We start from the raw sequence: 13,710 nt of genomic DNA, 5'->3' as shown, positions 1-13,710 counted from the left end.
GTCATGACCAATCCTCATTCCGATTTGGCCAAAATCCCGGTCACCGTCATCACCGGTTTTCTCGGCGCAGGCAAAACCACGCTGGTGCGCCACCTGATGGGCAATGCGGGCGGGCGCAAGTTGGCCGTTTTGGTCAATGAATTCGGCACCGTGGGAGTTGATGGCGACATCCTGCGCCAATGTGCGGACGAGAATTGCCCCGATGAGAACATTGTCGAGCTGGCGAATGGCTGTCTGTGTTGCACTGTGGCGGATGATTTCATCCCGACGATCGAGGCGCTGATGGCGCGGCCGCAAAAGCCCGATCACATTCTGATCGAAACCTCCGGGCTTGCGCTGCCAAAACCGCTGTTGAAGGCCTTCGACTGGCCCGCGATTCGCTCGAAAATCACCGTGGACGGGGTGATTGCATTGGCCGATGCCGAAGCCGTCGCCGCCGGTCGTTTCGCCCCCGATGTGGCCGCCGTCGATGCGCAACGTCTGGCCGATGACAGCCTCGACCACGAGACCCCGCTCTCTGAAGTGTTCGAGGATCAGATTTCCTGCGCCGATCTGGTGCTCTTGTCCAAGGCCGATCTGGCGGGCGAGGCGGGTCTTGCGGCGGCGCGCGCGGTGATCGATGCCGAAGTGCCGCGCAAACTGCCGATCCTGCCGCTGACCGAAGGTGTGATCGACCCGAAAATCGTGCTGGGGCTCAACGCCGCTGCCGAAGACGATCTCGCCGCGCGCCCCTCGCATCACGACGGGGCGGACGACCACGAGCATGACGATTTCGATACGGTGGTGATCGACCTGCCGGAGATCGACGATCCGGCCCCATTGATTGCCGCCATCGAACGCCTCGCCCGTGAGCAGAACATTCTGCGTGTCAAAGGCCATATCGCTATCACCGGCAAGCCGATGCGTCTTTTGGTGCAGGCGGTGGGCGAGCGGGTGCGGCACCAGTTCGATCGCCCCTGGGGCGCCGACCCGCGCCGCTCGGCCTTGGTGGTGATCGGCGAACATGACGACGTGAACGAAGAGGCCATTCGCGCCGAACTGCTTGGGGTTCCCGCCTGATGCACGTCACCTTCCGCGAAAGCCACGGCCTTGAGGAGACCGAGGTGCCGACCGATCTGGGGCAACGCCCTGCGGATCTGGTGGTGCTGTCGTTCTCTGACAGTGATCTGGGGGCTTTCGCGGCGGGCTGGCGGCGCGGAAAAGGCGGTTTGCCGACGCTTCGCCTCGCCAATCTGGTGAACCTGCGCCATCCGGTGTCGGTCGACACCTATGTCGAAAATACGCTCTCGGGGGCCAAGGGCATTCTCGTGCGGCTGATAGGCGGCGAGGCCTATTGGCCTTATGGTCTTGCCAGTCTTCAGGATCTCGCCCGACGCAAAGGGATTGCGCTGGCGGTGCTGCCTGCCGACGGGCGCGACGATCCCCGGCTCGATGCGCTGTCGACGGTGCCGATCCCGGTTCTGCGACTGCTCAAAACCCTCTGCGATGCGGGCGGCGCGGTTGCGGCACAGACGGCTTTGGCGGAACTTGCAAGGGCCTCGGACCTTCCGGTCCCGCCCGTGCCGGGGGAAACACAAATCCCCACTCACGGGTTTTACTGTCCCGACGCAGGCGCGCTAGAAGCCCTTGGAAACAAAGGCCCACTGGCGCTTGTGAGTTTCTACCGCTCCTATCTTGCCGCCGCCGACACCGCACCGATTGATGCGTTGATCACCGGCCTGCGCGCGCGCGGATTTGCCGCCTACGGGGTCTATGCGCCGTCGCTCAAGGCGCCGGGATTTGGCGCTTGGCTGACCGCCTCCCTCGGCCCGCGCAGACCCGCCTTCATCGTCAATGCCACCGCCTTTTCGGCGCAGAATCCGGAGGGGCAAACGCCCTTTGACGGCTTTGAGTGCCCAGTGTTTCAAGTCGCGCTTTCTACCGCGCGGCGCAAAGACTGGGCCGGGGCCGAGCGTGGGTTGTCGCCTGCTGATTTGGCGATGCATGTCGTTTTGCCGGAGGTGGACGGGCGGCTGCACGTAGGGCTCGTTTCGTTCAAAGCGCCAGAGCCGCGCGATCCCGATCTAGACTATGCCCGCTTTGTCCATCGCGCCGATCCAGAGCGGATCGATGCCGCATTGGACAGGATCGAAAGCTGGCATCGGCTGGCCTCGACGGAGGCGCGGGACCGCCAATTGGCCGTGGTGCTGTCGACCTATCCGGGGCGTCCGTGGCAGATGGCCCATGCCGTTGGCCTCGACGCGCTGGCCTCGACAGAGGCGCTTTTGGCGCAATTACGCGATGAGGGCTATCAGGTCAGCGACGGGCCGGGGCCAGAGGCGCTTGAGACCGAACGCCTGTCCTGGCCGCTGAGCGCCTATCATGCGGCGCTGGCACAGCTTCCGCAACAGCTTCAGAACGATCTGACCGCCACTTGGGGCCTGCCTGAACGCGATCCTGCGGTCAAAGACGAGGCTTTCCATTTCGCCGCCATGAAACGCGGCAATGTCCTCATTGTGCTGCAACCCGAGCGCGGCGATCCCCGCGACCGCGACGACAGCTATCACGACCTCGACCGCATTCCCCGCCACGCCTATGTCGCCTTTTACCTCTGGCTGCGCGAAGAGGGGCTTCACGCGATGGTGCATATGGGCGCGCATGGCACGCTCGAATGGCTGCCGGGCAAGGCGGTGGCGCTGAGTGCGACATGCTGGCCCGAGGCGTTGTTGGGGCCTTTGCCGGTGATCTATCCTTTTATCGTCAACGACCCCGGTGAGGCGGCGCAGGCCAAGCGCCGGATTGGGGCCGTGACTTTGGGCCACATGCCGCCGCCGATGCGTTCGGCAGAAGTGCCCATCGGGCTGCGCCATCTCGAACAGTTGCTCGATGAATATTCCACCGCCGACGGGCTGGACCCGGCGCGGCGCGATCGTCTGATCGCCGATATTCAGCTTGAGGCACAGGCCAGCGGCGTTTCCGAAGACCTCGGCATCCCGCATGAGGCCAATGCCGCCGAAGTGCTCACCCGGATTGATCGCTTTGTCTGCGATATCAAGGAAAGCCAGTTCGGCGACGGGTTGCATGTCTACGGGCAGGGGGAGTGCGGCGCAGAGGAACGTGCAGGGATCAGCGCCGCGCTCTCTGGCCGTCGTGTGGCAGCAGGGCCGTCGGGTAGCCCGGCACGCGGGCGGACGGATGTCCTGCCCACCGGACGCAATCTTTTCGCCGTCGATCCACGCGCCGTGCCGACCCGCACGGCCCATGCGCAGGGTGTGAAGCTGGCCGAGGAGCTGTTGCGCAAACATTTGCAGGATCATGGCGATTGGCCCAAGGGGCTGGTCGTCGATCTCTGGGGCTCGGCCACGATGCGCACGGGCGGCGAAGAATTCGCCATGGCGCTGCATCTGGCGGGGCTGAAGCCCGTGTGGGACGAGAATGCGGCCCGCGTGTCCGGCGTCGAGATCGTGCCGCTGGCGCTTTTGGACCGCCCCCGCATCGACGTGACCCTGCGGGTCTCTGGCCTGTTTCGCGACATTTTCCCCGGTCTGGCGCAGCTTTTTGAAACCGGGGCTGATGCTTTGGCGCGGCGGGATGAGGATGCCGCCGACAATCCTTACCTGACACGGATCGCGCGGGTCTTTGCTCCGAAACCCGGCCACTACGGTCTGGGCATGGGCGTGGCCCTCGATCAATTTACCCCCGAAGCGCGCCAGATGGCGGGCGAGGCGTGGCTGGCCGCGTCTTCTTACACGATTTCGCAAACGGGCGAGATTGCGCCAGACCGCACGGCGCTCGAAACCCGGCTGCGGGGCGCGGACAGTTTTGTCCATGCGCAGGACCTGCCGGAAAGCGATGTGCTCATGGCCTCGGATTATGCCGCGCATGAGGCCGGGTTCGCCGCCGCTCTGGCACGGCTCGGGGCGCAGAGGCCTGCGCTTTATCATCTGGACGCCACACAACCCGACCGCCCTCGCGCGCGCAGCCTGACCGAAGAGATCGCCCGCACGGTGCGCGCCCGCGCCACCGATCCGGCCTGGGCGGCGGGCATGATGCGGCACGGCTTTCGCGGCGGGGCGGAGATCGCGGCCACATTGGATCATCTCGCGGCTTTCGCGCATCTGGCACAGGTTGTGCCCGCGCATCTCTTTGATCTTTATCACGAGGCCACTCTAGGGCGCGCGGATGTGGTGGCTTTTCTGGATCGCGAAAATCCCGGCGCTTTGCAGGTCCTGCGCGATCTCTTCGCCCGGCTGGCGGAGGCCGGACTTTGGCAAACCCGGCGCAATTCCATCGCGGCCACGTTGGAGGAGGACAGATGAGTTTCAAGGTGCAGGGCTGGTGCCCCGGCGCATTGCGTCCGATGGCGTCTGGCGACGGCTTGGTGGTGCGGGTGCGCCCGCCGTCCGGGCGTCTGACAGAGAGGCAGGCGAGCGGCATTGCGGAGGTGGCACAACGCTATGGCAATGGGGTGATTGAGCTGTCGGGGCGGGCGAATGTGCAGATCCGGGGCGTGACGCCAGAGACCCATGCGCCTCTGATTTCAACGCTCCGAAAGCACGATCTGATCGACGCTGATGTCGCCGCGGAAACCCGGCGCAACATCATCGTCACGCCCTTTGCCGATGCCAGAACATATCGTTTGGCGGAGGCCTTGCAGCGCGCCTTGGGGGACGCGCCTGAGCTGCCCGGAAAATTCGGGTTCATCCTCGATTGCGGGGCTGCGCCGGTGATGACGGATGTGCAGGCCGACATCCGGTTTGAGCGGGCGGCGGATGGCACGCTGCTTTTGCGTGCGGCAGGCTGTGATCTGGGCGCGCCCGTGACTGAGGCGGCGGCGGCGGAGGCCGCACTGGCTCTGGCGCAGTGGTTCCTTGAGGCGGGCGGAGTCACCGAAGGGCGTGGCCGCATGGCGCAGCTGATCGCAACGAGTGCCCGCCCCGAAGGTCAGCTTGCCCCCGCGATTGCACCCGCCCCCGCCCAGTCTCAGCCTCTGCCGGGGATCGTGAAGCAGGGGGCTTTGGTCGCCTTCGCCTTTGGCCAGATCGACGCGGACACATTGGGGGCGCTTGCTGCGCTCGGGCCCCTGCGGGTGACCCCATGGCGCATGATCTTGACCGAAGGCCTGACGTGGATGCCCAATCTGCCGGGGCTGATCTCCGATCCGACCGATCCGCTTTTGCGTGCCCATGCTTGCACCGGTGCGCCCGCGTGTCTTCAGGCGCATGGCCCGACCCGCGATCTGGCCCGCAGTCTCGCGTCCCACCTCCCAGAGGGCAAAACGCTGCATGTTTCGGGCTGTTCTAAGGGCTGTGCCTGGCCTTTGCCTGCCGATCTGACGCTTGTGGCAACGCCTGCGGGACTGTCGGTGATCCGGGACGGGCGAGCCTCGGACACGCCTGAGACAGCCGTGATTTCCCCCTCTGAACCAAGACATATTTCGGAGTTTTTCTAATGCCCTACACCTATGAAATGGATGGCGCGAAGATTTACGAACAGTCCTTCGCCACCATCCGCCGGGAGGCCGATCTGGCCCGGTTTACCCCGGAAGAAGAGATTGTCGCCGTGCGGATGATCCATGCCTGCGGCTTGGTGGGGCTGGAGCGGGACATTCGCTTTACCCCCGGCATGGCCGTTGCGGCGCGGGCCGCGTTGGAAGGCGGCGCGCCGATCCTCTGCGACGCGCGGATGGTGTCCGAAGGCATCACGCGGGCGCGCTTGCCGGCGGAAAATGAGGTGATCTGCACCCTGCACGACCCCGCTGTGCCGGGGTTGGCGAAAGAGATGGGCAACACCCGCTCGGCGGCGGCGCTGGAGCTTTGGCGACCGCATCTCGAGGGCGCGGTGGTGGCGATCGGCAATGCGCCCACCGCGCTGTTTCACCTTTTGAACATGCTCGAAGACCCCGCCTGTCCGCGCCCGGCAGCGATCATCGGCTGTCCGGTCGGCTTCATCGGGGCTGCGGAATCGAAAGACGCACTTATCGAAGCCGCCCCCGTGCCCGCGCTCATCGTCGAGGGCCGTCTGGGCGGTTCGGCCATCACCGTGGCGGCGATCAACGCGCTCGCCTCGCGAAAGGAGTAACCCATGGGACGGATCATCTGTGCAGGGCTAGGCCCCGGCGACCCCGATCTGATGTCACGCCGTGCCGAACGCGCGGTGCGGACCGCGGGTCATGTCGCCTATTTCCGCAAGAAAGGCCGCAAGGGTCAGGCACGTCAGATCGTCGAGGGGCTGCTCGCTGAGAGTGCCATTGAGCTGGCGATGGAATATCCGGTCACCACCGAGGTGCCGTTCAACAGCCCAGATTACAACGCGCTTTTGTCCGCGTTTTACGACGACTGGGCGGCGCGTCTTGAGGCGCTGGCGCAGAGCACGGATATTGTCGTGCTCTGCGAGGGCGATCCGTTTTTCTACGGCTCTTTCATGCATCTTTATACGCGGCTGCGCGACCGGGTGGAGATCGAGGTCATTCCCGGCATCACCGGCATGACCGGATGCTGGACCGCGACCGGCACGCCAATCACCTGGGGCGATGACGTGTTGACGGTGTTGATGGGCACGATGGATGAGGAGGATATGGTCGCGCGCATGGCGGCCACGGACGCGATTGTGGTGATGAAAACCGGGCGCAACCTGCCGAAGGTCAAACGCGCCTTGGCCCGCGCCGGGCGGCTTGACGCGGCTTGGCTCGTGGAACGCGGCACCATGGCGGGCGAACGCATCGTGCGTCTGGCCGAGACGGAGGCAACGGATTGTCCTTATTTCGCCATCGTTCTGGTGCATGGTCACGGACGGCGACCCGAGGCCGTGCGCATGGAGGCCGCGCAATGAGCGGTTGGGTGACGGTTGCGGGGCTGGGGCCCGGCGCGGAAGATTTGATCACGCCGGAGGTGCAGGCCGCGCTTGCCGAGGCCACCGACATCGTGGGCTATATCCCCTACGTCGCCCGCGTCCCCCCGCGCGAGGGGCTGACGCTTCACGCCAGCGACAATCGCGTCGAACTTGATCGGGCGTTGCAGGCGTTGGAAATGGCCTCCGAAGGGCGGCGTGTGGTGATTGTCTCCTCGGGCGATCCGGGGGTCTTTGCTATGGCCTCTGCGCTCTTTGAGCGGCTGGAGACCGCGCCGGAGTTTGCCGAGACGGACATTCGCATCCTGCCCGGCATCACCGCCATGCTTGCCGCCGCCGCCCGCGCGGGCGCGCCGCTTGGCCATGATTTTTGTGCGATCAATCTGAGCGACAATCTCAAGCCTTTCGAGCTCATCGAACGCCGTTTGCGCCACGCCGCACGGGGCGATTTCGCGATGGCCTTCTACAATCCGCGCTCCAAATCGCGCCCGCATCAATTCGCCCGCGTGCTCGAGATTCTGCGCGAGGAATGCGAGGCCGGGCGGGTGATCCTTTTTGCCCGTGCCGTGTCAACGCCTGAGGAAAAGATCACCGTGGTGCCTTTGTCCGAGGCGCGCCCGGAGATGGCCGATATGCGCACGGTGGTTCTGGTCGGCAATGCCAGCACGCGTCGGGTCGGCCGCTGGGTCTACACGCCGCGCGGCACCGTGTCGACCACTGTGTCGGCAGGAACTGCGTGATGCATTTTGAGCCAGCCCATCACGCCTTTGAGTGTGTCACGAACGTCGCGCGCGGGCAGCGCCGGACGTTCGACCATGATCACCGGCAACCCAAGCCTGCGCGCGGCGATCAATTTGGCCTCCGCGCCCGCCCCGCCCGCGTTTTTCGCCACAACATGGGTGATCCGATGCCGACGCAAAAGCTCCAGATCGCCCTCCGCGTCAAAGGGGCCGCGCGCGAGAATGACCTCGGCGTCGGGCAGGGGCAGGGCGCCCTCCGGCGCATCCACAAGGCGCAACAGGTATTGGTTCTCAGGCTTCGTCGCAAACCCCGCCAACTGTTGTTTGCCAATCGCCAGAAACACCCGTGCGCCACGGTCTGGCAGGGCCTGACAGGCGGCGTCCATATCGGCGACATGGGTCCAGTGATCGCCCTCTTTTGCCCGCCACGGCGCACGTTCATAGCCCAACACAGGCACCCCGGCCTGCGCTCCGGCGCGGATCGCATTGCGGCTCATGTCCGCAGCAAAGGGATGGGTGGCGTCGATCACATGGCTGATGCGCTCAAAGGTGAGATAATCGACAAGACCCTCCACGCCGCCAAAGCCACCGATCCGCGTCGGCAAGGGCTGCGCCACCGGATGGGCCGTGCGCCCGGCATAGGAAAACACCGCATCCACCCCGCACTCCGCGAGGTGTTGCGCCAGTCGGCTGGCCTCGGTGGTGCCGCCCAGCAGAAGGAGACGTGTCATGGCTGATCCGTGGTTGAGCATCGTCGGTCTGGGCGAAGATGGCCTGAACGGGTTGTCGAATGCAAGCCGCGCCGCCTTGGCCGAGGCAGAGGTCATTTTCGGCGGGCCGCGCCATCTCGAGCTGGCTGGGGCAGGGGGGCGAGGACAGGCTTGGCCTGTGCCCTTCGACATCGCGCCGGTGCTGGCCTGTCGCGGGCAAAAGGTGGTGGTTCTGGCTTCTGGCGATCCGTTCTGGTTTGGCGCCGGTGGGTCGCTTGCCGCGCAGCTTTCGCCCGGCGAATGGCGCGCCTTTCCTGTGGCTGGGGTCGTGTCACTCGCCTGCGCCCATCTCGGATGGCGGATCGAAGAGGTGACGGCGCTGGGGCTTCACGCGGCGGGGTTCGCTGCGCTGCGCCGCGCGCTGCATCCCGGCGCAAAAGTCGTCGCGACTCTCAGAGATGGGGACACGCCGCGCGCGCTGGCCGACTGGTTGGTGCAAGAGGGCTTCGGTGCGGTTCATATGCATGTGCTAGAACGCATGGGCGGACCGCATCAGCGGGTGCGGGTCACGCAGGCGGAGCGTTTCGATCTGCCCGGCATTGAGGCCCCCGTGGCGGTCGCGCTCGATGGTGCGGATTTACCTCGTGACGTAGGTCTGCCGCATGTGCCGGGTCTTCCCGAAGATCGCTTTGCCCACGACGGGCAGATCACCAAATCCCCGATCCGGGCCTTGACGCTGGCCGCACTCGCGCCGCGACCGGGAGAGCTTTTGTGGGACATCGGCGGCGGGTCCGGTTCGGTCTCTGTCGAATGGGGGCTGGCCGGAGGGCGGGCGATCACGATCGAGCCGCGTCCTGACCGGATCGCCAATATTCAAAGGAATATCGAGGGTTTTGGCCTGACGCGGCACATCCGCGTCCTCGAAGGGCGCGCGCCCGACGTCCTGTGCGATTTGCCTTTGCCCGAGGCCGTTTTCATTGGCGGCGGCGGCACGGCGGCGCTTTACGATTGGCTTTGGGCGCATCTGCCCGAAGGAACACGGATCGTGGCCAATGGGGTGACGCTTGAGACCGAGGCGCTTTTGGCGGGGCTGCACGCCCGTCATGGCGGATCGCTTATGCGTATCGAACTGTCACGCGCCGAAGGTTTGGGAAAATTGCGCGGCTGGTCGGCGGCTCGCCCCGTGGTGCAATGGAGTGTGACGCGATGAGGGTCGCCGGAATGGGCTTTCAAAGCACCGCGACGACTCAGGCCTTGCGCGCAGCACTTGCCTCAGTCGAGGCGGTCGACCGGGTGGCCACAGCCGCCCCGAAAGCGGCTGCGCTGGCGCAGGCTTTGGGATGCGATGTCGAGAGCGCCGAGGTCGCGGGCATCTCCACGACCACAATGTCGCAGGCCTCCCTTGACGCCCATGGTACCGGCTCGGTGGCCGAAGCCGCCGCACTCGCGGTGGCGGGGCGGAACGCGCGACTTTTGAACACACGCAAAATCATCGGCGGCGTGACCATCGCTGTCGCAGAAGGAGACGGAAGATGACGGTTCATTTTATCGGCGCAGGACCCGGTGCGGCGGATTTGATCACGCTGCGCGGGCGGGACCTGATCGCCGCCTGCCCGGTGTGTCTTTATGCCGGGAGCCTCGTGCCTGAGGCCCTGTTGTCCCATTGCCCGGAGGGCGCGCGGATCGTCAACACCGCGCCTCTGAGCCTTGATGAAATCATCGATGAAATCGCCACGGCCCATAGGGCGGGGCAGGACGTGGCCCGGCTGCACTCCGGTGATTTGTCTGTGTGGTCGGCGATGGGGGAGCAATTGCGGCGTCTGCGGGCGCTGGACATCCCCTATGACGTCACCCCCGGCGTGCCGAGTTTTGCCGCCGCCGCCGCCACGCTTTGTTCTGAGCTGACCCTCCCCGGTGTCGTGCAATCCGTGGTGCTGACCCGGACCTCGGGGCGGGCGACGGCGATGCCGCCGGGTGAGACGCTTGAGAATTTTGCCAAGACCGGCGCGGTGCTGGCGATTCACCTGTCGGTGCATGTGCTCGACAAGGTGATCACGGAGCTGGTGCCGCATTACGGCGCGGACTGTCCGGTCGCGGTGGTCTGGCGTGCGAGCTGGCCCGACGAGCGCGTGGTGCGCGCGACGCTTGGCACCCTGAAAACCGCCATCGGCGCGGAGATGGAGCGCACGGCGCTCATTCTGGTGGGCCGTGCCATCGGGGCCGAAGAGTTTGCCGAAAGTCGGCTTTATGCGGGGGATTACGACCGGCGCTATCGTCCCGTGGGCACCGATCCGCGCTTTCCTGAAACCGCAAAAGGCGGTGACGCATGACGCCCGGTTTGGTGATCGCGGCGGCCTCTTCGGGCACGGGAAAGACCACGCTGATGCTGGGTCTATTGGCGGCACTGCGGGCGCGGGGCATCGCGGTGCAACCGTTGAAATGTGGGCCGGATTACATCGATCCGGCGTTTCACGCGGCGGCGGCGGGGCGCAGTTCGGTCAACCTCGATGCCTGGGCGATGACACCGGCGCAGATCGCCGCGCTCGCCGCGCGAACCACCGATTTCCCCGCAGATCTTATCGTGACCGAGGGTTCGATGGGGCTTTTCGATGGCGTGGCCGTGCCGGGAGAAACCGGGACAGGCGCCAGCGCTGACATTGCCGCGCTGATGGGCTGGCCGGTGATCTTGGTGATCGACGCCTCGGGACAGGCGCAGACGGCGGCGGCGGTGGCCTTGGGCCTCGCGCAGTTTCGCGCGGACGTGACGGTGGCGGGGGTTGTGTTGAACAAAATCGCCTCGCCCCGGCATGAGGCCTTGGTGCGGCGTGGGTTCGAGAGCATTGGACTGCCTGTGTTGGGCGTTCTGCCGCGCGCTGCCGGGATTGAGTTGCCGTCTCGGCATCTGGGCCTCGTGCAGGCGGAGGAAACCGGAGAACTGGAGCGATTGCTGTCTCATGCGGGCGAGATCGTGGCCGAGCATTGCGATCTCGACGCGATCATGGCCTGCGCCACGGCGCAAGAGGGGTCGTTTGCCCCCTATAGGCCCGCGCCTCCGCCCGGCCAGCGCATCGCTTTGGCGCGGGATGCGGCGTTTTCCTTTGTCTATCCGCATTTGATGGAGGCTTGGCGTGCCGCCGGGGCCAGCATTTTGCCCTTCTCGCCGCTGGCCGATGAGGCGCCTGATCCAAGCGCCGATGTCTGCTGGTTGCCCGGCGGCTATCCTGAGCTGCATGCCGGGCGGCTTTCCGGCAATCGCAGCTTTATCGAGGGGGTGCGGAATTTTGCCCAAACCCGCCCGGTGCATGGCGAATGCGGGGGCTATATGGCGCTTGGCGCCGGTATCGTCGATGCCGAGGGGCAGCGCCACGAAATGTTGGGGCTTTTCGGTCTGGAGACCAGCTTTGCCAAGCGCAAGATGCATCTGGGGTATCGCCGTGCCGATTTGATGTCGCCGATGCCGGGGTTCGCCACAGGCCACGCGCTGCGCGGGCATGAGTTCCACTATGCGAATATTCTCTCGCAACCCGACGCCCCATTGGCGCGCGTTGTTGATCCGAATGGTGCGGAGGTTCCTGAGACTGGCTCCGTGCGCGTGATGCCGGAGGGCGGGCGGGTCACCGGCACGTTTTTCCATCTGATCGCCGAGGCGACCTGTTGAGGCGAAGCTGCGGGATCACCCGCTCCGACGCATGAGGTAAATGTCCATGACCCAGCCTAGGTCTGCGCGCAGGGCGGCGCGGGTGGTGAGGATTTTCTCGGCCACTTCGCTCAGCGGCCCGGCGACGAGACGTTCCTGAGGCATGGCCACGCAGCCGCCCCACCAGATCTCGATCCCTTCGGGGTCGAGGGTCCGAAAGGCGCAATCGCCGTCGAGCATGACAACCACAGTTTGCGCGCCTTCGGGCCAGCCGTGATCTCGGATTTTCCGCCCGGTGGTGAGGGTGACGGGGTCGCCGACGCTGTTCAACGGTATGGCATGGGCGGCGCAGAGCGCCTGAATCGCGCTGATACCGGGGATGACGCGCGGTGTGATCTGCAGTCGCGTTTTGAGCCGGTCGGCGATGCGCAGGCTGCTGTCATAAAGCATCGGATCGCCCCAGATCAAAAGCGCCACTTTCGCCTCAGGGTCTGGTCCCAGAGCCTCGGTGATCGCACACTCCCAGGCCTCGGCAATCGCGTCGTGCCAGTCTGACACGCGCCGCGCGTAGGGCGCGCCCTCGGCATCGCGGTGCGGCAGATCGAATTCGACCAGACGCGTGGCGGGATTGGTCAGATGCTGTGCCAAAAGCGCGCGGCGCAGCTCGGCCAGCTCGGTCTTTTCCGGGCCCTTCAAAGGGATCAGGATCAGATCGGCGTCATTCATCGCCGTGATGGCCTCACGGGTGATGTGATCAGGATTGCCGGTGCCGATGCCGATCAGGCTCAAGTCGATCATGGTAGACCTCTCAAAAAAGGGGAGCCGAAGCCCCCCTCGTATGCTGTCTTTTTACGGTTCAGCTCAGGCATAAAGGCGCGGCGTGACAAACCCGCTGCCCTGCAGGGATTTTGCCCGTTTCGCCAGCGCCAGAACGGCCAGATCGAGAAGCGGTTCGATCAGGATCACCGTCATATAAGCGGCGCCAAAGCTCATCACCTGGCTCACATTGGCCACGCCCTGACCGTAGATGGCCCAGAAAGCCACCCAAAGCACGATCCCGCCCTGATAGGCGGTCGAGAGCGCCAGAGCCTGACGGTATTGCAGATCGACATAGGCCGTGCCCGGCGCGATCACGCGTTTGGCCAGCATCTGAAGCCCGAAGAGCGGCACCAAAAGCGTCGTCACATTCATCCCGTATTGCGGCAGATCGAAGGGCGCGAAGAACAGCCCCTGCGCTAGCAACCCAAGCGCCAGACCGATGGCCGCGGGCGCGGCACCCAGGATCAGAAACAGCGTCGAGCCGAGGATCAAATGCACCTCGGACACGCCAACCGGATAATGCGGCAGCACCTGAAAGAATGTGAAGACGGCGGCGGTGGCAATGACGGCCCGCCCGATCAGAGAGCCAAGCCCTTGCTCGCGGATCGTGTCGATGGCGGATTTGAGGGTATAGAGACCCGCACCTGCCGCAGTGGCATAGCTCAGGACGATTTTGGCACCTGTGACGATGCCCGGTTCAATATGCATATCGCGTACTCCTTGCCGTCACACCCGACGGCGGTTGATGTGGCTGCTGGCCGGTTTCCTGGCTCGCGGGTCAAAGCGCCACTCCCCCTTCCCAGAGATCCCGACGGGGCTCTCCAGTGGTGTGTGGGAGCGCGCTCACCGCATACAGTCGCGGGGGCGGCCGGGGCTTTGGGTGCTGCGTGTCGCGACATCCTTCCCCGTTCCCGATTGAGCCCTCAGCATCGCGCATCATCAGGCACCAAACAGGGGTTCAGATAAACGCGGGACG

The 13,710-nt window shown here is 65.2% G+C and carries 13 protein-coding genes and 1 riboswitch; of the genes, 10 read left to right on the top strand and 3 right to left on the bottom strand.

The features are described 5' to 3' along the window. Positions 1 to 3: 3 nt before the first annotated feature. From cobW to cobJ, 6 genes are read left to right on the top strand one after another with little or no spacing between them, the layout of a single operon-like run. Entirely contained in the window at positions 4 to 1,059 is a 1,056-nt protein-coding gene (gene cobW, locus LC094_RS16610; protein WP_226553915.1) for a cobalamin biosynthesis protein CobW, read from the top strand. Next, positions 1,059 to 4,298 carry a cobaltochelatase subunit CobN gene (gene cobN, locus LC094_RS16605; protein WP_226553914.1) on the top strand — a complete coding sequence of 1,080 codons (3,240 nt, stop codon included), beginning with the start codon at positions 1,059 to 1,061 and terminating at the stop codon, positions 4,296 to 4,298. Before cobW ends, cobN begins: the two co-directional genes overlap by 1 nt. Continuing rightward, positions 4,295 to 5,431 (top strand): precorrin-3B synthase, encoded by a 1,137-nt coding sequence (gene cobG, locus LC094_RS16600; RefSeq protein ID WP_226553913.1) that lies wholly within the window; start codon positions 4,295 to 4,297, stop codon positions 5,429 to 5,431. The genes cobN and cobG overlap by 4 nt, the downstream gene beginning before the upstream one ends. Beyond that, the gene (locus LC094_RS16595; protein WP_226553912.1) at positions 5,431 to 6,060 is read left to right on the top strand and encodes a precorrin-8X methylmutase; all 630 of its coding nucleotides are present in this window, start codon (positions 5,431 to 5,433) and stop codon (positions 6,058 to 6,060) included. The genes cobG and LC094_RS16595 overlap by 1 nt, the downstream gene beginning before the upstream one ends. A 3-nt stretch (positions 6,061 to 6,063) precedes the next feature. Then, a complete protein-coding gene (locus LC094_RS16590) occupies positions 6,064 to 6,810 on the top strand; it encodes a precorrin-2 C(20)-methyltransferase (protein WP_226553911.1) in 747 nt (248 codons plus the stop codon). Further along, positions 6,807 to 7,568 (top strand): precorrin-3B C(17)-methyltransferase, encoded by a 762-nt coding sequence (cobJ, locus tag LC094_RS16585; RefSeq protein WP_226553910.1) that lies wholly within the window; start codon positions 6,807 to 6,809, stop codon positions 7,566 to 7,568. The genes LC094_RS16590 and cobJ overlap by 4 nt, the downstream gene beginning before the upstream one ends. Here the strand turns inward: cobJ and LC094_RS16580 are convergent. Further along, a complete protein-coding gene (locus LC094_RS16580; RefSeq protein ID WP_226553909.1) occupies positions 7,517 to 8,299 on the bottom strand; it encodes a cobalt-precorrin-6A reductase in 783 nt (260 codons plus the stop codon). The two genes, cobJ and LC094_RS16580, sit on opposite strands and share 52 nt — an antisense overlap. Here LC094_RS16580 and cbiE point away from each other — a divergent pair. Genes cbiE through LC094_RS16560 form a run of 4 tightly spaced genes read left to right on the top strand, consistent with a single transcriptional unit; the run spans position 8,298 to position 11,936 of the window. Continuing rightward, complete coding sequence (gene cbiE / locus LC094_RS16575; protein ID WP_226553908.1) at positions 8,298 to 9,488, top strand: precorrin-6y C5,15-methyltransferase (decarboxylating) subunit CbiE; 1,191 nt, start codon at positions 8,298 to 8,300, stop codon at positions 9,486 to 9,488. The genes LC094_RS16580 and cbiE overlap by 2 nt on opposite strands. After that, positions 9,485 to 9,814, top strand: a complete 330-nt coding sequence (locus LC094_RS16570) for a cobalamin biosynthesis protein (protein ID WP_226553907.1) — start codon at positions 9,485 to 9,487, stop codon at positions 9,812 to 9,814. The genes cbiE and LC094_RS16570 overlap by 4 nt, the downstream gene beginning before the upstream one ends. Then, positions 9,811 to 10,608: a precorrin-4 C(11)-methyltransferase gene (gene cobM, locus LC094_RS16565; RefSeq protein ID WP_226553906.1), complete on the top strand. Its 798-nt coding sequence runs from the start codon at positions 9,811 to 9,813 to the stop codon at positions 10,606 to 10,608. Before LC094_RS16570 ends, cobM begins: the two co-directional genes overlap by 4 nt. Beyond that, positions 10,605 to 11,936 carry a cobyrinate a,c-diamide synthase gene (locus LC094_RS16560; protein WP_226553905.1) on the top strand — a complete coding sequence of 444 codons (1,332 nt, stop codon included), beginning with the start codon at positions 10,605 to 10,607 and terminating at the stop codon, positions 11,934 to 11,936. The genes cobM and LC094_RS16560 overlap by 4 nt, the downstream gene beginning before the upstream one ends. 15 nt (positions 11,937 to 11,951) lie before the next feature. Here the strand turns inward: LC094_RS16560 and cobF are convergent, their stop codons facing one another. Further along, entirely contained in the window at positions 11,952 to 12,713 is a 762-nt protein-coding gene (gene cobF, locus LC094_RS16555; protein ID WP_226553904.1) for a precorrin-6A synthase (deacetylating), read from the bottom strand. A gap of 63 nt (positions 12,714 to 12,776) precedes the next feature. Next, positions 12,777 to 13,442: an energy-coupling factor ABC transporter permease gene (locus tag LC094_RS16550; RefSeq protein ID WP_226553903.1), complete on the bottom strand. Its 666-nt coding sequence runs from the start codon at positions 13,440 to 13,442 to the stop codon at positions 12,777 to 12,779. A gap of 31 nt (positions 13,443 to 13,473) precedes the next feature. Next, a riboswitch (cobalamin riboswitch) is annotated at positions 13,474 to 13,701 on the bottom strand. Between the last annotated feature and the right edge of the window lie 9 nt (positions 13,702 to 13,710).

The organism is Celeribacter naphthalenivorans (genome assembly GCF_020524585.1).
Lineage (GTDB): Bacteria > Pseudomonadota > Alphaproteobacteria > Rhodobacterales > Rhodobacteraceae > Celeribacter > Celeribacter naphthalenivorans.
The sequence above is the reverse complement of the archived record's forward strand: the minus strand, read 5'-3'. Positions and strand labels throughout refer to the sequence as shown.